This window comes from Paraburkholderia franconis, from assembly GCF_009362735.1.
GTDB classification, from domain to species: domain Bacteria; phylum Pseudomonadota; class Gammaproteobacteria; order Burkholderiales; family Burkholderiaceae; genus Paraburkholderia; species Paraburkholderia franconis.
Genome location: NZ_WHNP01000032.1, coordinates 60,109 through 78,767 on the forward strand (window position 1 = coordinate 60,109; position 18,659 = coordinate 78,767).

Below are 18,659 nucleotides of genomic sequence, written 5' to 3' on the forward strand. Positions count from 1 at the left end.
GCATTGTCGGGCAATGTGAAGGAATTGGCCCGCAATCGATGCAGGGCTTGAAGAACCGGGTCAATGTGGAATTCCAGTTTCATATTGCCGTTTGTGGTCCTTCATCAACGATTTCCCGGTCGGACGGAAACAACGATTGAGCGTTGCGGGGTTTTATGAGAATTGCAGTTCTGGAGGAGACACAGGCGCAAGCCGATTTCGTGTGCGGGACGCTGTCGGCCGCGGGGCACAGCTGCCATGCATTCGACAATGGACATGCGCTGATCGGGCAACTGCGTAGCCAGCCGTTCGATCTGCTCGTGCTCGATCGCGATGCGCCGGGCCTGCCGGCTGACGACGTGCTGCACTGGGTCCGCGAGAATCTCACCGAGCGTCTGCCCGTCCTCCTGATAACGGGCACAGACGATACGTCCGACCAGATAGCGGACGTCGACGATTGTCTCGTCAAGCCCATCAGTGCGGCGACGCTGCTCGCGCGCGTCGGCATGCTGCTGCGCGGCACCGGCCAGGAGCTGATAGCGGGGAAGGAAGTGTTCGGCGAATACGAATTCGAGCCGGGCTCGAAGCGCGTCCATGTGCGCGGCCATTCCGTCACGCTCACGCACAAGGAATTCGAACTCGCGCTGCTGCTGTTCAAGCACTTGAGCCGGCCGCTGTCGCGCTCGCATATTCTCGATGCGATCTGGAAACAGGCGGCGTCCATTCCGTCGCGGACGATGGACACGCATGTGTCGATGCTGCGCACGAAACTCGGCTTGCGTCCCGAGAACGGCTATCGGCTGATGCCGATCTACGGCTACGGCTACCGGCTCGAACGCATCGAAAAGGGCGAAACGTAAGCAGCGCGCGAAAAGCCGTTTGAGCGGCCCTTACCGCGCATTATCGTGCCGATGCTGCTGCATCGACCGCGCTTCTTCGCAAGCGGATGTCTGATCGCGCCACGTGTTCTCGAAGAGGCACGCATCGATCGGCATGCGCTTCGCCCAGCCTTCCGATTCGAGCATCGGCTCGGGATAGAAACGCTCCACATGCCCGAGACACAGAATGGCGACAGGCCGTGCGCCCTCCGGCATGCCGAGCATCGCGCGCACTTCGTCGGCATCGAACAGCGAAACCCAGCCCATTCCAAGCCCTTCCGCGCGCGCCGCGAGCCACATGTTCTGGACCGCGCACGCCACCGAAGCCAGATCCATTTCCGGCAGCGTGCGCCTTCCGAAGATGTGCTTCTCGCGGCCGTCCATCAGCGCCATCACCAGCAGTTCGCCGCACTCGAGCATGCCTTCGACCTTGAGCTTCATGAACTCGTCGCGCCGCTTGCCGAGCGCATCCGCCGTCAGCACACGCTCGCGTTCGACGGCGGCATGCAGCTTTTGCCGAAGCGCGGGATCGGTGATGCGGCCGATCCGCCACGGCTGCATGTAGCCGACGCTCGGCGCATGATGCGCGGCGTCGACAAGGCGCGCGAGCACGGCGGGATCGACGGGCGTGGGCACGAAGTGGCGCATGTCGCGCCGCTCGTAGATCGCGCGGTAGACCGCCGCGCGTTCGGCGTCGTCAAAAGGCTCGGCCATCGAAGAGGGCAGCCGCGAAGGCTGGGTTGGACGGCCAGTAGCCGTGCATGTAAGTGGCGACGATCGAACCCTGACGATAGACGGCTTCGCCGGGTGCGTCGGACTGTGCGCGCGTCGCGTGACGCACGGGCGCGAGCGGCGTGCTCACGCGCGAGTAGTGAAACGTGTGGCCCGTCAGCGTGCCGTGCACGCTGTCGTCGATCTGCTGCATGCCGAGCGCGGTGAAACGCGTCTGCATCGCGGCATGGCCGGGCAGCAGGCCGAGCATTGGCGTCGTGACCCCTTGCGTGTCGGTGACGCTGTCGAGCAGATACAGCATCCCGCCGCATTCGGCGACGATGGTTTTGTTGGCAGCCACATGCGCGCGGACGGATGCCGCGCTGCGCGCGTTGGCCGCGAGCGCAGGCGCATGCAGTTCCGGATAGCCGCCCGGCAGATAGAGTGCGTTCGCATCGACGGGAACGGGCTCGTCGGCGAGCGGCGAGAACCAGGTGATGCGCGCGCCCAGCGCTTCGAGCAACTGCACGTTCGCCGGGTAGATAAACGCGAACGCGGCATCGCGCGCGACGGCGATATGCATGCCGTCGAGCAGTCGCGGCAACGGTGCTTCGTGCGCGGGTTCGTCGAACGTCACGACAGGCGGAAGTTGCGCGAGCGCGGTCGATGCGAGCGCATCGGCCGCGCGGTCGAGCCGTGCGTCGAGGTCATCGATCTCCGCGGCTTGAAGCAAGCCCAGATGTCGATCGGGCAACTCGATTGCCTCGGTGCTCGACAGATAGCCGAGCATCTGCAGATCGGCGGGCAGCGACTCTTCGAGCATCTGCGCATGACGCGCGGAGCCGACCCGGTTCGCGAACACGCCATGAAACGGCACGTCCGGCCGAAAACGCGCGAGGCCGAACGCGACCGCGCCGAAGGTCTGCGCCATCGCTTTCGCCGAAATCACGGCGACGACGGGTACGTTGAATTTCGCGGCGAGATCGGCGCTGCTCGGCGTGCCGTCGAAAAGGCCCATTACGCCTTCGATCAGGATCAGATCGGCGTCGCGCGCCGCTTCGGCGAGCAGCGAACGACATGCGCGTTCGCCGACCATCCACAAATCCAGCGACAGCACGCTCGCGCCGCTCGCGCGCGCGAGGATCATCGGGTCAAGGAAATCCGGGCCCGTCTTGAACACGCGCACGTCGCGCCCCATCCGCCGATGATGCCGCGCGAGCGCAGCCGTGATCGTCGTCTTGCCCTGGCCCGACGCCGGCGCGCTGATGAAGAGAGCGGGGCACGCGGGCATCGTTCAGAACTCCACGCCGCGCTGCGCCTTCACGTGCTGCTCGCGATACGGATGCTTGACGAGGCGCATTTCGGTGACGAGATCGGCGGCGTCGATCAGCGCGTCGGGCGCGTGGCGTCCCGTGATGACGACGTGCAGCATCTCGGGCCGCGCGTTGACGACGCTCAACACTTCATCGAGCGGGAGATATTCGTACTTCAGCACGGTGTTCAGCTCGTCGAGGATCACCATCTGATACTCGCCGCTTTCGATCATGCGGCGCGCTTCGTTCCAGCCTTTGCGCGCGGTCGCGATGTCGGCTTCGCGGTCCTGCGTGTTCCACGTGTAGCCGTCGCCCATCGTGACGAAATCGCAGTTAGCCTGCGCGCCGAGAAAGTCGCGCTCCGACGTATGCAGCGCGCCCTTGATGAACTGCACGACACCAAGCTTCAGGCCGTGGCCGAGCACGCGCACGGCCATGCCGAACGCCGCGGTGGACTTGCCCTTGCCCGTGCCCGTGTAGACGATCAGCAGGCCTTTTTCGATGGTCGCCTGCGCCTGCTTCTTCTCGTGGCCTTCGCGGCGGCGCTGCGTCATGCGTGCGTGCGATTCGGGATCGGTCTTCATCGATTGTCCTTCGTTCGGTGTGTGTCGTTTGAGTGTTGATGTATGGCGCTGATGTCATCGGCGGAGCACGCGATCGCGACCGTGACGCCATCGCGCGCGCGTTTGTGCACGAGCAGCCGTCCATTTTGCGCCGCGAGCAGCGCGCACGGTTCGCAGACGCCATCGACGCCCATATGCTCGCGCACGGCTTGCGATGCATTCGTATGCGCGTCGAGCGCGGCGATCTGTTCGCGCGTGAAGGTGCGCAACGGCAATGCGTGGCGTGCGCAGAACGCGACGAGGCCGGCTTCGCCGGCTTTCACATCGATGGTTGCGACGGCGCTGAGCGCTTCGAACGGCAACATATCGCCGAGTGCATCGCGCACGGCCGCTTCGATCTGTTCGGCCGACACGTCGCGCCGGCAACCGATGCCCACGATGCCCCCCGTCATGACGATGCGTGCTGAAGGAATGCATCGACGGGCGCAGCCAGCGACGCGACGCCGCCGATCACGACGATCGAAGGCGAGCCCAGCCCCGCATCCGCGACCCGCATGGTGAGATCGCGCAACGCCGCGCATACGTGACGCTGCTCGGGCCGCGTCGCCGATTCGATTGCGGCGCACGGCGTATCCGGCGACATGTCGGCGCGCAACAGCGCGTCGACGATCTCGTTCAGGCGGCGCATCCCCATGTAGATCACGAGCGTCATCCGAGTGGCGGCAAGCGCGGACCAGTCGGCTTCGCGCTCGCCCGCGCCGTGGCCCGTGACGAAGATCACGCCCTGCGCGTAATCGCGATGCGTGACGGGAATGCCGATTGCCGCGGGCGCGGCGATGCCTGCCGTGATTCCGCTGACGATCTCGACGTGCACGCCCGCCGCCTGCAACGCCTGCTGCTCTTCGCCGCCGCGTCCGAACACGAACGGATCGCCGCCCTTCAGACGCGCGACGCTGCGGCCCGCGCGCAAATGATCGAGCATCGTCGCGACGATTGCGGATTGTGGCGTCGATGCGTGGCCGCCGCGTTTGCCGACGTGGACGATCAGCGCATCGTCGCGCGCGAATTGCAGGACTTCGGGATTCACGAGATCGTCGACGAGCACGACGTCGGCCTGCGCGAGCGCGCGGACGGCCTTGAGCGTCAGCAGTTCGACGTCGCCGGGGCCGGCGCCGATCAGCCAGGCGCGGTTCATTGCGAATGGAGCGCCGCTGCGTGGGCGGGCCTTGAAGAAATGTGGGTCATGCGATGCTGCATTTGATGCGCGGCGCCATTGCCCGAAACCCGCTTGTAAACGGTCGTGCAAGCAGCGTGTCGCGCGTGGGCGCTGGCGTCCGTTTCCCGCGGCTCCAGCGAATGGCGAACGGTTTCGTCCGTCTCGTCGCCCCCTTGCATCTGGCCGGTATCCGGGCTGACGGCTCATCGCGTTCGCCTTCCCACTTGCATGATGCAGGCAGTGGCCTTGAACGCACTGCGCGGAAATTGTTCTTTCCGCTCGCCGCGTGACCGTTGCGGGGACAGCACAGGCTGAGCACTTCATTCGCCGCACGACATGTGCCGTACAAAAGAGGCGCTTCCCTGTTTCCCGTTTAACCGTGCAAGCGAACGCAGGCACGGCACCAGACGCGCGCATACGATAGCACAGCCGACCTTGCGCGTCGCTGCGGAATTTCCTCGATGGGCACGCTGCAACGGGGACGAAGAAAGCATGCCGGCTCTATTCTTGACGCTCTTCGCGTGCGAGCCTAAACTCGCACGCACTCTGGTGCTCGCGCGCGCTTTCTGCTCGCGCAGTTAAACGGGAAATAGCAGGCCCTTCGTGTCGCTCATATCGACACAGGGCCAAACTATGCTGCTCCCCGCAACGGTAGGTGAAGGCATCGCGAAGTCGATGCGGAGCCGTCTCGCTGCATGTGCGTCCAACAGTGGCCCATGCAGATCATCCACTGCGCGAAAACGCTCGCGCGGGAAGGAGAGGCGGCGCTTTCATCAGCCCGGATACCGGCCCGAGAAAACGACGCAATGCTGCGGGGATGCGGTGCTGCGTTCACGATTCCGCACGCGCCGCGTGCCCGATTCGCGTTTGCCTATTTCGGCCGCGAAGCGTTTGCGGCGCCGTTTTCCGTCCCCGTGCATCACGCTGACTCGCATCGCTCGCGGCGTTGCGATTTCAAAGTCCAGAGTCGCCCGAAAACAGATCGGGCAACGGAGCCATCATGCAGACACAGATGCGCAAGATTCCCGTGACGATCGTCACAGGCTTTCTCGGCAGCGGCAAGACGACGTTGATGCGTCACATTCTTCAGCACGCGGGCGGCCTGCGCATCGCGGTCATCGTCAACGAGTTCGGCGAGCTCGGCATCGACGGGGAAATCCTCAAGGGTTGCGGCATCGGTTGCGACGAGAACGGCGACGAGACAGAAGGCCAACTGTACGAGCTTGCCAATGGATGCCTGTGCTGCACCGTGCAGGAAGAGTTCTTTCCCGTGATGGAGCAGCTCGTCGAGCGGCGCGGCCGGATCGATCACGTGCTGATCGAAACGTCGGGCCTTGCGTTGCCGAAGCCGCTCGTGCAGGCATTCAACTGGCCGTCGATCAAGAACAGCTTCACCGTCGATGCCGTCGTCACCGTGGTCGACGGTCCCGCCGTCGCGAGCGGTCAGTTTGCGGACGATCCCGCCGCCGTCGACCGGTTGCGCAAGGCCGATCCCAATCTCGATCACGAATCGCCGCTGCACGAATTGTTCGAAGACCAGCTGTCGGCGGCCGATCTCGTGATCCTCAACAAGACCGATCTGCTCGACGAAGCGCAGCAGGCCGCCGTCGAATCGACGCTGCGCGAAGAGATACCGCCTCAGGTGAAAGTGGTGCGCGCACACATGGGACAGCTCGATCTTCACGCGCTGCTCGGGCTCGAATCCGCATCGGAAGAAACGATTCATCTGCGGCACGATCATCACGGTTCCGCCGACGATCCCGATCACGATCACCATCACGACGAGTTCGATTCCGTCGTCGTGACGGCGCAGGCGCCGTCGCGCGACACGATGATCGCGGCGCTCAGGCAGGTGGTCGAAGGACACACGATCTATCGCGTGAAGGGTTTTGCGGCCTTGCCGGGCGCGGCGATGCGTCTCGTCATTCAAGGCGTGGGGCGGCGCTTCGACAGCTATTTCGACCGGCGCTGGCAGGCGGGCGAAATCGACGCTTCTCGTGGCTCTGCGCTCAGCCGCTTCGTGCTGATCGGCGCAGATCTCGATCAACGGGCGCTGCAGCGCGCGCTCGACGAAGCGTTGAACGACGTCGCGAACGCACAAGCGCAACAGGCCTGAAGGCGGCGCGATGCATCTGCTGCGCACCGTTCCCGGCGGTTTCGTCGACGATACGAAGGGCGTCATCCGTATCGACCAGAAGCCCGCGGATATCGTGATCCTCAGTTCCGCGGACACGACGCTGTCGCTGCTCGCGAGCGTCGTGCCGCGGCTTGGCGAAGGCTTTCCGAGCGTGCGGCTCGCGAATGTCACGTATCTGCGGCAGCCCGCTTCCGTCGATTTCTATATCGACGATGTGTTGCAGCACGCGCGCGTCGTCGTCGTCGATCATCTGGGCGGCGAGTCGTACTGGCCGTATGGGATCGAGCAGGTCGTCGCGCTCGCGCAGCGCAACAGGCAGACGCTCGCGATGTTTTCCGGCGACTTGCAGGAAGACCCGAATCTGCTCGCGCGCAGCACGGCGGATGCGGATCTGTGTCATCAGTTGTGGCGCTATCTGCGCGAAGGCGGCGCGCGCAATGCCGAGTCGTTCATGCGCTGCATCGCGTGGCGCGCGCTCGGCTGGGGCGACGAGCCTGCACCGCCGGGCCCGTTGCCCGCGGCCGCGCTCTATCACCCCGCGCGCGACGCCGCGACCATCGAAGACTGGCAGGCGCGCTGGACCCAGGGCGCGCCTGTCGTCGCGGTCCTGTTCTACAAGGCGCATTTGCAGGCGGCGAACACGGCCGTGTTCGATGCGCTGATCGATGCGCTCGAAGCGCGTGGCATGAATCCGTTGCCCGTGGCGATCACGTCGCTGAAGGATGCAATCAGCCGCGACGTCGTGCAACGACTCGCCGCGCAGCAGGACATCACGCTCGTGCTGAATACGACGGCGTTTGCCGCTTCCGCGATCGACGATACCGAGCCGCTCGCGCTGGCGGGCGACGCGCCCGTGATGCAGGTGATCCTGAGCGGCGGCAACCGCGAAGACTGGGTGAACGACAATCACGGCCTCAACTCGCGCGATATCGCGATGCACGTCGCGCTGCCCGAAGTGGATGGCCGCATCATCACGCGCGCGATCAGCTTCAAGGGCCTTGCGTATCGCTGTCCGCATACGCAAGTGGACGTGGTTCGCTATCAGCCGGATCACGAGCGCGTTGCGTTCGTCGCCGAATTGAGCGAGCGCTGGTGCAAGCTGCGCCGCACGCCCAACGCCGACAAAAGGCTCGCGCTGATACTCGCGAACTATCCGATGAGCGAGGGGCGCATCGGCAATGGCGTGGGACTCGATACGCCTGCGTCAGTCGTCAACATCCTGAAGATGCTGCGCGACGAGGGCTATCGCATCGACGATTTGCCTATGAACGGCGACGCGTTGATGGACACGCTGACGCAAGGCGTAACGAACGATCCCGTCGTGCGCGATCTGCGGCCCGCGCTGCAAAGCCTCGCGCTCAGCGATTACATCACGTACTTCACGCGCCTGCCTCAATCGCTGCGCAATGCGCTGAACGCGAAGTGGGGCCCGCCCGAACACGATCCGACCTTGCGGCGTGGACGCTTCACGATTGCGGGTTGGCGCTGCGGGCATGTGTTCATCGGCATCCAGCCGCCGCGCTCGCGCGAGCAGAACGACTACGCGAGCTATCACGATGCCGAGCTCGTGCCGCCGCATGCCTATCTCGCGTTCTATTTCTGGCTGCGTCATCAGTTCGGTATCGATGCTGTCGTGCATGTCGGCAAGCATGGCAATCTCGAATGGCTGCCGGGCAAGAGCGTCGCGCTGAGCGATGCGTGCTGGCCCGATGCGATTCTCGGGCCGTTGCCGCATCTGTATCCGTTCATCGTCAACGATCCCGGCGAAGGCAGCCAGGCGAAGCGCCGCGCGCAGGCCGTGATCGTCGATCATCTGATGCCGCCTCTCACGCGCGCCGAAAACTACGGGCCGCTGCAAGACCTCGAGCGCCAGGTCGACGAATACTATGACGCGCTGATGGTCGATCCGCGTCGCGCGAAGCTGTTGCGCAAGACCATTCTCGACACGATCGTCACGCATCGGCTGCATGAAGAGCTGAGCCTCGACGCGCCGAACGATGCGAACGCGGAAGACGCATTGCTCACGCGTGTCGATGCATGGCTGTGCGAGCTGAAGGAAGCGCAGATACGCGACGGCTTGCATACGTTCGGCGAGTCGCCTCAGGACGTGCAGCGGCGCGATACGTTGCTTGCGCTCGGACGCTTTCCCGTCGGCGACGGACAGGGCGCGAAGGCGGGGCTCATCGATGCGCTCGCTCGCGATCTGCACGTCGATCGCATGTTCGATCCGCTGTCGGCGGACTGGTCGGCCGCGTGGGAGGGGCCGCGTCCTGCGCTGCTGGAACAGGTCAGCGATGCGCCATGGCGCCACAACGGCGACACGCGCGAACGACTCGAACTGCTCGCGTCGTGTTTGCTCGACGATATGTGCGGACTGCCTTGCGATTCGCGCACTCAACTCGATGCCGATGCATTGCCGCACGCGGCTCGCGTGCTGGGACGCTTGCGCGACGACATCCTGCCGCGTCTCGACGCATGCGGCGCGCACGAACTGATGCATCTGAAGCGCGGGCTCGAAGGGCGTTTCGTGCCGCCCGGCCCGAGCGGCTCGCCGTCGCGCGGACGGCCGGATGTGCTGCCGACGGGCCGCAACTTTTATTCCGTCGACACGCGCGCGATTCCGACGCAAGCCGCGTGGTCGCTGGGACTGAAGTCGGCGCAGACGCTGATCGAGCGTCACTTGCAGGAGCACGGCGACTATCCGGGCGCAATCGGCCTGTCCGTGTGGGGCACGGCGACGATGCGCACGGGCGGCGACGATATCGCGCAAGCGCTCGCGCTGCTCGGCGTGCGGCCGAAGTGGGCGCCGGGCAGTCATCGTGTGACCGACTTCGAGATCATGCCGATCGCCGCGTTCGATCGTCCACGCATCGATGTGACGTTGCGCGTGTCGGGTTTCTTTCGCGATGCGTTCGCGAACGTGATGCATCTGTTCGATGCAGCCGTGCAGGCTGTCGCCGAGCTCGACGAGCCCGAGGACATCAATCCCATTCGCGCGCGCGTGATGCGCGAGCGCGATGCTTGGATCGCGCGCGGCGTCGCGCCCGACGAAGCACGCAGGCGCGCGGGCTTTCGCGTGTTCAGCGCGCGGCCCGGCGCGTATGGCGCGGGCCTGCAGGAGATCATCGACACGCAACGATGGCAGACGGACGCCGATCTCGCGAATGCATATCTGTCGTGGGGCGGCTACGCGTACACGCAGAAGAGCGCGGGCGAAGAAGCGCGGCACGCATTCGGCACGCGGCTCGCCGCAATGGATGTCGTGTTGCAGAATCAGGACAACCGCGAGCACGACGTGCTCGATTCGAACGACTACTACCAGTTCCAGGGCGGCATGACGGCGGCCGTGCGGCATTTTGCGGGCAATCAGCCGCACGTCTATCACGCGGATCACAGCAACCCTGATGCGCCTCGCGTTCGCACGCTGCATGAAGAGATCGCGCGTGTGATCCGTTCGCGTGTGGTGAATCCGAAGTGGCTCGACGGCGTGAAGCGTCACGGCTACAAGGGCGCGGCCGAAATCGCCGCGACGGTGGATTATCTCTACGGCTACGATGCGACGGCGCGCGTGGTCGCCGATCATCAATATGCGCTCGTCGCCGATGCGTATCTGAACGACGCCGATACCCGCGAGTTCATGCGCCGGCACAATCCGCATGCGCTGCATGCCGTCTGCGAGCGGCTCGTCGAAGCGATGCAGCGTGGACTCTGGCAGCAACCCGGCGGCTATCGCGCGCAAATCGAACAACATCTGCTGGATAGCGAACAGCATATCGAAGGATCACGATCATGAGCGAGACCCGTGCGACGCCTGCCGTGTTTCCGTTTTCCGCGTTGATCGGCCAGGCGCCGTTGCGACAGGCCTTGTTGCTCGCCGCCGTCGATCCGGGCATCGGCGGCGTGCTGGTCAGCGGGCCGCGCGGCACGGCCAAATCGACGGCGGCGCGCGCGCTCGCCGAACTGCTGCCCGAAGGCCGCTTCGTGACGCTGCCGCTCGGCGCAAGCGAGGACAGGCTGATCGGCACGCTCGATATCGAAGCGGCGCTGCGCGATGCTTCTGTCCGCTTTTCGCCGGGGCTGCTCGCCAGTGCGCATCGCGGCGTGCTGTATGTCGATGAAGTGAATCTGCTGCCGGATGCGCTCGTCGATGCGCTGCTCGATGCGGCGTCGAGCGGCGTAAACACGGTCGAACGCGATGGCGTTTCGCACACGCATGATGCGAGCTTCGTGCTGATCGGCACGATGAATCCGGAAGAAGGCGAGCTGCGTCCGCAATTGACGGATCGCTTCGGCTTGATGGTCGAACTGGAGAACTGTTACGAGCCGCAGACGCGCCAGGACATCGTCAAGGCGCGGCTTGCGTTCGATCTCGATCCTTTCCATTTTCGTGCGGCTTATGTCGAGCAGCAGCAAGCGCTCGTCGCGCGCATAAGCGATGCGCGCGCGGCTTTGTCGCGCCTGTCGTTTGACGATACCGTGCATGCGCATGTCAGCGCGTTGTGCATCGCTGCGGGCGTCGATGGATTGCGCGCGGATCTCGTGATGCTGCGCGCAGCGCGTGCGCTGGCTGCATTCGAAGGCGCGGGTGACGTGACGCTCGAACATGTCGATCGCGTCGCGGAATCGGTGTTGCTGCATCGACGGCGCCTGCATGACGATGAGACCGGGCAGCATCAGGAGGCCGCGCCTTCCGATCGACAGCCTTCTTCAACCGATAGCGCGACTACATCCGCCGAAAGCGACTACGGCTATCTTCCACCCGAACGCACGGGCATCACGCACGTCAAGCAGGTCATTCCACTCCCGGTAAAAAAACGCTGAGCCATCGGAAGGGCGCGGCCGCGCGCGCAATGCGCAGCGGTTTTCGATGGCGGCAAGGCGCGGGCGATGCGTCGCGCGGCGGCTCGGCCGGCGCGCGCATCGCGTGGCCGCGCACGCTTGCCGCGAAGCGCAATCAACGTTTGCATGTGGATCATCTGCGCTTTGTTCATGAAGCGGCACGTGGCGGCACGTTGCATTGCTTCTTGCTCGATTGCTCCGGCTCGATGCTCTCGGGGCAAAGACTTGCGCTTGCCAAGGGGCTGCTCGTCGCGCTGTTCGATCAGGCGCGCGCCGAGCGGTTCGAGGCGGCGCTCGTGTGTTTCGGTGGGCAACGTGCCGACGTGCGCTTTCGTCCCGCCGTGCCGCGCTGGTGGAACGAGCGGTGGCTGTCGCCGATCGGCGGCGGTGGCGGCACGCCTTTGACGCTCGGCACCGAAACGGCGGCGCAGGTGCTCGAACGCACGGCGCGCCGCAAGCCCGGCCAGCAGCGCTGGCTGTGGATTCTCACGGACGGCCGCAGCAGCGGTGCGCCCGCGCGGCCCGTTGCCGCGGATCATGTCGTCTTCGTCGACTTCGAGCGCGACGAGACGGTGCGGCTCGGTCGCTGCGCGCAACTCGCGCAAGCATGGGGCGGTGAATACGTGCGCCCTGACGCGTTGATTGCGCCAACGTAATCGCGTTCGCAGCACTGCCGCGATCGCAAGGTTCTGCGAGGCATTCTGGCTCGCGGCCCACATCGGTTCGAGATATCCCCATCGCCTTTTCGAGTCTTTTTCGAAGACATATGTAGGGATGCTTCGAACTATAAGCGGCAAAAATCTAAATAAGACTGCTCCTATTCAGCACTTCTGGCGTTTCGCCTAACTTGCCGACGCTGCTAACCCGTCGATTGGATGTGGATTGTCTGCGACGTGCGAAAGAAGTTGGCGTGCAGACGGCGCCTTTTTCCGCACTCGAAGCGCCACCACAAAGCGGAAGCCTTTCCGATAGCTGAGCCGATCGCTGGACTGAAGCTGATCATTTACTTAAAAAAGTTAGGATGACAAATGAATAGAGATTACCGGACTGTGTGGAACGAAACGACGGGCACGTGGGCCGCCGCACAGGAGAATGCCGCCGCGCGTGGCAAGGGGTCGTCGAAGAAGAGTCTCGCGGCCGTCATTGGCGTCGTCGGTGCAGGCCTGGGGCTTGCGGCGAGCGGCGCACATGCAGCCGTCACGCCTGGATACGGCTCGCTCGAGCTGTGTCCAGGACTCGCGTCGGGGGGCACGGGTTCTTCGTTCGGGTACGCGACGAACGTGAACAACCTGGACTGCACTATTGCGGGGAGCAATCCTCTTTCGTTCTCGCTGAACAATACGGGGGACACCAATGGGTCGTACGGATTTTCGGCATCGACGGCCCGTGTTACCGGTTATCAGACTGGTTTGCTGGAGCTGAAGGGCGCGGCGGGCATCAGCATGCTGAACACCGTGAGCATGAATTCGAACAAGATCACGGACCTCGCCGATGGTGCAGTCGACGCGTCGAGCCACGATGCAGTCAACGGTTCGCAGCTTTACAAGCTTGCGAACTCGACTGCGAACGCAATCGGTGGCGGCTCGACCTTCGACCCGACGACGGGCACGATCTCCACGCCGACCTTCGTGCTCAACGACGGCAACACGACCGTGACCAACGTGGGCAGCGCGATCACCAACCTCGATGGTCGCGTGACGCAGGACACGACGGACATCAGTAACCTCACGACCCAGATCAACAACGGCATGATCGGTCTGGTCCAGCAGGATCAATCGACACGCACCATCACGGTCGCGAAGGGCACGGACGGTACGGTCGTGGACTTCACGGGCACGGCAGGCTCGCGCAAGTTGACGGGCGTAGCTAACGGCAACGTGAATGCATCGAGCGTGGATGCGGTCAATGGCGCGCAGCTCTACAACCTCGCGAACTCGACGGCAAACGCGATCGGCGGCGGCTCGACGGTGACTAGCGATGGCTCGATCTCGAACCCGACGTACGTCGTGGGCGGCTCGACCGTGACCAACGTGGCGGGCGCGATCACGAACATCGACGCTCGCGTAAACAACATCATGAATGGCGGCGGGATCAAGTACTTCCATGCAAGCTCGACGCTGGCGGATGCGACGGCATCGGGTGTCGATTCGGTGGCGATCGGCGGTGCGGCAACCGCGACAGCCCAGAACTCGGTGGCGCTGGGTTCGGGCTCGACGACGACGGCGGATCTGTCGGCGGCGGGCTATAACCCGGGCAACACCGCGTTGTCGGGCACGGCATCGGCTGCTAACGGCGAGGTGTCGGTGGGCTCGTCAGGCAACGAACGCCGCGTGACGAACGTGGCGGCCGGGTCTGCCGCGACGGATGCGGTAAACGTGAGCCAGCTGCAGTCGGAAGACGCGAAGGTGAATACGGAGGGCGCCGCGACGGCAACAGCGCTGGGCGGCGGCTCGACCTTCGATACAACGACGGGCACGATCTCCGCGCCGACCTATGTGCTCAACGACGGCAACACGACCGTGACCAACGTGGGCGGCGCGATCACCAACCTCGATGGCCGCGTGACGCAGAACACGACGGACATCAGCAACATCCAGACGCAGATCGACAACGGTTCGATCGGTCTGGTGCAGCAGGATCAATCGACGCGCACCATCACGGTCGCGAAGGGCACGGATGGTACGGTCGTGGACTTCACGGGCACGGCTGGCGCGCGCAAGTTGACAGGGCTTCTCAACGGCGACATGAATGCATCGAGCACCGATGCAGTGAACGGCGCGCAGCTGTACAACGTATCGAGCTCGACGGCAACAGCGCTGGGCGGCGGCTCGACCTTCGATACAACGACGGGCACGATCTCCGCGCCGACTTACGTGCTCAACGACGGCAACACGACCGTGACCAACGTGGGCAGCGCGATCACCAACCTCGATGGTCGCGTGACGCAGAACACGACGGACATCAGCAACATCCAGACGCAGATCGACAACGGTTCGATCGGTCTGGTGCAGCAGGATCAATCGACGCGCACCATCACGGTCGCGAAGGGCACGGATGGTACGGTCGTGGACTTCACGGGCACGGCAGGCGCGCGAAAGTTGACAGGGCTGCTCAACGGCGACATGAATGCATCAAGCACCGATGCGGTGAACGGCGCGCAGCTGTACAACGTATCGCAGTCGACGGCGAACGCGCTGGGCGGCGGCTCGACCTTCGACCCGGCGACGGGCACGATCTCCGCGCCGACTTACGTGCTCAACGGCGGCAACACGACCGTGACCAACGTGGGCGGCGCGATCACCAACCTCGATGGTCGCGTGACGCAGAACACGACGGACATCAGCAACATCCAGACGCAGATCAACAACGGCTCGATCGGTCTGGTGCAGCAGGATCAATCGACGCGCACCATCACGGTCGCGAAGGGCACGGACGGTACAGTCGTGGACTTCACGGGCACGGCAGGCGCGCGCAAGTTGACAGGGCTGCTCAACGGCGACATGAATGCATCGAGCACCGATGCGGTGAACGGCGCGCAGCTGTACAACGTATCGCAGTCGGCGGCAAACGCGCTGGGCGGCGGCTCGACCTTCGACCCGGCGACGGGCACGATCTCCGCGCCGACCTATGTGCTCAACGGCGGCAACACGACCGTGACCAACGTGGGCGCCGCGATCACCAACCTCGACGGCCGCGTGACCAACATCGACAACGCGGTGACGAACATCGTCAATGGTGGCGGCATCAAGTACTTCCACACGAAGTCGACTCTGGCCGACTCGTCGGCGACAGGCACGGACGCAGTGGCCATCGGCGGCGCGGCGACTGCGGCGGCGGCGAGCGCGGTGGCAGTCGGCAGCCAGTCGACGGCGGCTGGATCGAATGCGGTTGCGGTCGGCAACGCGTCGACGGCCACGGCGACGAATTCGGTTGCGCTGGGTTCGGGTTCGATCGCGGATCGCGACAACACGGTGTCGGTCGGGTCGGCGGGCAATGAACGCCAGATCACCAACGTGGCGGCCGGCACGGCGGGCACGGATGTCGTCAACGTCAACCAGTTGAATGCGGCCATTCAGAACGTGACGAACCTCGCGAACAACGCAGTCGATCCGATGTTCACAGCGGACGGCGACCGCGATACCGAGGCAGCGGCGGCAAGCGGCACGCACGCGACGGCAATGGGACCGACCGCGAACGCGAGCGGCAACCAGTCGATTGCGACGGGCTTCAACGCGAAGGCAAGCGGCGACGGCTCCGTCGCGACGGGCGCGAACTCGGCCGCGAGTGGTCCGACGGCAACGGCGATCGGCACGAACGCCACGGCGAGCGGCAGCAACGCGGTCGCGCTCGGCGCGGGCTCCGTCGCCGATCAGGACAACACCGTGTCCGTCGGCTCGGCTTCGCAGCAACGCCGCATCACCAACGTTGCAGCAGGTACGGGGCCGGGCGACGCAGTGAACTTCGGCCAGGTCAACGACATGCTCTCGCAGATGGGCAACCAGGCGGTGCAGGCGGCGAACGCATACACGGACCAGCAGTTCAGCAAGATGAACAACAAGATGAACTCGCTGGGCGCGGCGGCCATGGCGGCGACGTCGCTGATTCCGAATGCGCGCGCGGAAGGCAACTTCCAGATGTCGGCTGCGGCGGGCACCTATGGCGGGGCTGCCGCCATTGCCGTCGGCGCGAACTACTGGGTCAGCGACCGCGTGCTCCTGAACGCGCATGTCACGCGGGCGACGGGCAACGGCGCAAGCACGGGCGCATCCATCGGCGCGACGATCGGGTTCTGAGTGCCGGGCACGCCCGCCGCGCGAATAACGCGGCGGGCGCGGAGAAATCTATGAAAAAACCAATACTACGCAGCGCGGCGCTCGCGGCGCTGGCCGCAACCTGCGCAGCGACCCTTGCTGCGCCGGCGTTCGCGGGCAGCATCAAGAGCGAGGCCGAGGCATTGATGCCTGCCGCACAGCGCCTCGCCGATCCGTACCGGCGCGGCGTCGCAGAAGGCTACCTGGAAATCGCCGAGCGTCAGGACAGCCATGTGCTCGTGTCGAACGTCTACAACGACGCGGCGAAACGGGCGCTCGGCAACGCACGCTATGTGATCGACGGCAGCGTGCCGTGGCAGCCGTTGTTCAGTGCGAAGAACTGGCCGACGCGCGACAACTGGGTCCAGGCGATCCGCGCGATCGAAGCGACCAACGTGCGCGCTTCGGCGTCGTCCTGCAAGGGCGAGTCGGCGGGGCGGCTGCTTGCGCTCACCGACGAAATCTGGAAAGAGCAGGACGAAACGCACGGCACACGCTGGGTGCACGGCTGGGAATCGATCGAGCGCGCGAAGAAGCTGAGCGAGCAGGTCAACGATGAGCTGAACCACTGCGCGCCGCCGCCGCCCGTCGACGTTCCGACGGCAGTCGAGAAGCCCGTCGCGCTGTCCACCGACGCGCTGTTCGATTTCGACAGCGCGACGCTGACCCGCAATGGCAAGGCCGCGCTCGACACGCTCGCGTCGAAGCTGAAGCAGGTGCGCTCGATCGATGCCGTCACGGTGACGGGCTACACGGACCGTTTCGGCAGCGTCGAGTACAACCGCGATCTGTCGTTGCGTCGCGCGCAATCTGTCGCCGACGGGCTGGAGCGACGTGGTGTGAACGCCGCGCGCTTCGACGTGCGTGGCGCGGGCTCGGTGGCGCCCGTCGCGACCTGTCCGGGGCCGAAGACGCCCTCGGTGATCGCGTGTCTCGCGCCGAACAGGCGCGTCGAGGTCCGCGTCAGCGCGCTGGTCGCGCAGCCGGCCGCCGCGCAGCGCCAGGAGCCGCAGGTACAGCCGCAGCAACCGCAACAGCAGTAACGCCCCGCAATAGCGAAGCGGCCCGGTCATGCGAATGACCGGGCCGCTTTATTTGTGGCGCGGGAAAACGCAGGCGCGCTTACTTCGGTCCGCTCGTCCAGAAGATCACATCGTCGATCCGGTCGAACACGTAGACCTTCAGCGCCATCTGCTCGACCTGATCGAGATGTTCGAACTCGATGCCGTGCGTCGTCGGATCGCCGGGCCTCGACCCTTGCTGTACGTTGCGGATGACCGCCGCCGATTCGATCGATGTGTCCATGTCCTTCGAGCACAGCCGGAACGCCACGCGAATGCGCTTGCCGACTTCGCCGATTTTCCACGGCGCGGTGAACGACATGCCCATTGCGCTCACGCTCTGCACGAGGCCGAGGCTTTCGTAGCCGGTGCCTTCCGCGTCGATGCCGAAGCGCAGCGGCAGGCTCGCGCGCACGCGGATCGACTTGCGTTCGCGCAGCCGGCGGACCACGCCGGGCTTCGACAGCACGAGATAGTGAAAGGGCACGACGCACACGGAATCGACGGTGCATACGAAGCGGAACACCGCCTGGCTCGCGATCGCGACAATCTCGACGTTCTCGCCGACGGACAGCGTCATCGGCTTGCCGTCGACGAGCGGCGGCGTGACGAACAGCGACTCGTTCGGCGCAAAGCCGATGATGCGCGACGGATGCATCGGCGAGCCCATGCCGACCTGCGAGCGCACGCCGATCAACGCGCCGATCGTCAGGTGCATGTCCCTTAACGATTCGGCGTCGCCCGATTTGCCGGCGGATTCCGCCGCCGAGTGCGGCGAACCCGCTTCGACGTCGCCTCGCTGCGGCTTGAAATGCTGAAAGAGAAAGCGGTGCTCGTCGGCGCCGATCACGATCGCGCCGCGCTCGAACAGCAGCGTGTCGTCGCTATCGACAATCGGGAACTCGAGCGGCACGCCCACGGGCACGGCCTCGGGCGCAAGCGAACGAGACATCACAGGCAGGCTCGCACTTGCATCGACAGCGTCTTCACTGGTGTGCATGATAGCGAATGAAAGCGTTGGACGAAATAACCAGTTTAACGTCGTCTTTTAGAAAAACTTTAATTTCTTTTTTAGCGCTGGATCGATCCGGCTTTCAATCGCGCATTCAATGGTTTCATTTTGATCGGGAAGCTCCCCGATTTAAAGCGAT

Annotated in this window: 13 protein-coding genes and 2 riboswitches; of the genes, 7 read left to right on the top strand and 6 right to left on the bottom strand. The window is 64.7% G+C overall.

Features of this window, described 5'->3' with window-relative positions:
• The first annotated feature begins 155 nt into the window (after window positions 1-155).
• Window positions 156-839, top strand: a complete 684-nt coding sequence (locus GCT13_RS28510) for a response regulator transcription factor (RefSeq protein ID WP_152763764.1) — start codon at window positions 156-158, stop codon at window positions 837-839.
• A gap of 30 nt (window positions 840-869) precedes the next feature.
• Here the strand turns inward: GCT13_RS28510 and bluB are convergent, their stop codons facing one another.
• Genes bluB through cobA form a run of 5 tightly spaced genes read right to left on the bottom strand, consistent with a single transcriptional unit; the run spans window position 870 to window position 4,639 of the window.
• Window positions 870-1,571, bottom strand: coding sequence for a 5,6-dimethylbenzimidazole synthase (bluB, locus tag GCT13_RS28515; protein WP_152763766.1), 702 nt, complete (start codon window positions 1,569-1,571; stop codon window positions 870-872).
• The gene (locus GCT13_RS28520) at window positions 1,555-2,859 is read right to left on the bottom strand and encodes a cobyrinate a,c-diamide synthase (protein ID WP_152763769.1); all 1,305 of its coding nucleotides are present in this window, start codon (window positions 2,857-2,859) and stop codon (window positions 1,555-1,557) included. The genes bluB and GCT13_RS28520 overlap by 17 nt, the downstream gene beginning before the upstream one ends.
• 3 nt (window positions 2,860-2,862) lie before the next feature.
• The gene (gene cobO / locus GCT13_RS28525; protein ID WP_152763771.1) at window positions 2,863-3,465 is read right to left on the bottom strand and encodes a cob(I)yrinic acid a,c-diamide adenosyltransferase; all 603 of its coding nucleotides are present in this window, start codon (window positions 3,463-3,465) and stop codon (window positions 2,863-2,865) included.
• Window positions 3,462-3,896 carry a cobalamin biosynthesis protein gene (locus tag GCT13_RS28530; protein WP_152763773.1) on the bottom strand — a complete coding sequence of 145 codons (435 nt, stop codon included), beginning with the start codon at window positions 3,894-3,896 and terminating at the stop codon, window positions 3,462-3,464. Before GCT13_RS28530 ends, cobO begins: the two co-directional genes overlap by 4 nt.
• Window positions 3,893-4,639: a uroporphyrinogen-III C-methyltransferase gene (gene cobA / locus GCT13_RS28535; protein WP_152763775.1), complete on the bottom strand. Its 747-nt coding sequence runs from the start codon at window positions 4,637-4,639 to the stop codon at window positions 3,893-3,895. The genes GCT13_RS28530 and cobA overlap by 4 nt, the downstream gene beginning before the upstream one ends.
• A 185-nt stretch (window positions 4,640-4,824) precedes the next feature.
• A riboswitch (cobalamin riboswitch) is annotated at window positions 4,825-5,083 on the bottom strand.
• 107 nt (window positions 5,084-5,190) lie between these two features.
• A riboswitch (cobalamin riboswitch) is annotated at window positions 5,191-5,468 on the top strand.
• A 192-nt stretch (window positions 5,469-5,660) separates the two neighbouring features.
• Here cobA and cobW point away from each other — a divergent pair.
• The 6 genes from cobW to GCT13_RS28565 all read left to right on the top strand — a co-directional run bounded on the left by cobW (window position 5,661) and on the right by GCT13_RS28565 (window position 17,490).
• Complete coding sequence (gene cobW, locus GCT13_RS28540) at window positions 5,661-6,776, top strand: cobalamin biosynthesis protein CobW (RefSeq protein WP_152763777.1); 1,116 nt, start codon at window positions 5,661-5,663, stop codon at window positions 6,774-6,776.
• A gap of 10 nt (window positions 6,777-6,786) precedes the next feature.
• Window positions 6,787-10,590, top strand: coding sequence for a cobaltochelatase subunit CobN (gene cobN / locus GCT13_RS28545; protein ID WP_152763779.1), 3,804 nt, complete (start codon window positions 6,787-6,789; stop codon window positions 10,588-10,590).
• Window positions 10,587-11,618 (top strand): ATP-binding protein, encoded by a 1,032-nt coding sequence (locus GCT13_RS28550; protein ID WP_152763781.1) that lies wholly within the window; start codon window positions 10,587-10,589, stop codon window positions 11,616-11,618. The genes cobN and GCT13_RS28550 overlap by 4 nt, the downstream gene beginning before the upstream one ends.
• Window positions 11,619-11,647: 29 nt before the next feature.
• A complete protein-coding gene (locus GCT13_RS28555; protein ID WP_152763783.1) occupies window positions 11,648-12,292 on the top strand; it encodes a vWA domain-containing protein in 645 nt (214 codons plus the stop codon).
• A gap of 372 nt (window positions 12,293-12,664) precedes the next feature.
• Window positions 12,665-16,429: a YadA-like family protein gene (locus GCT13_RS28560; RefSeq protein ID WP_152763825.1), complete on the top strand. Its 3,765-nt coding sequence runs from the start codon at window positions 12,665-12,667 to the stop codon at window positions 16,427-16,429.
• 50 nt (window positions 16,430-16,479) lie between these two features.
• Window positions 16,480-17,490 carry an OmpA family protein gene (locus tag GCT13_RS28565; RefSeq protein WP_152763785.1) on the top strand — a complete coding sequence of 337 codons (1,011 nt, stop codon included), beginning with the start codon at window positions 16,480-16,482 and terminating at the stop codon, window positions 17,488-17,490.
• Between the two features lie 79 nt (window positions 17,491-17,569).
• Here the strand turns inward: GCT13_RS28565 and GCT13_RS28570 are convergent, their stop codons facing one another.
• A complete protein-coding gene (locus GCT13_RS28570; protein WP_152763787.1) occupies window positions 17,570-18,508 on the bottom strand; it encodes a flagellar brake protein in 939 nt (312 codons plus the stop codon).
• Window positions 18,509-18,659: the final 151 nt, after the last annotated feature.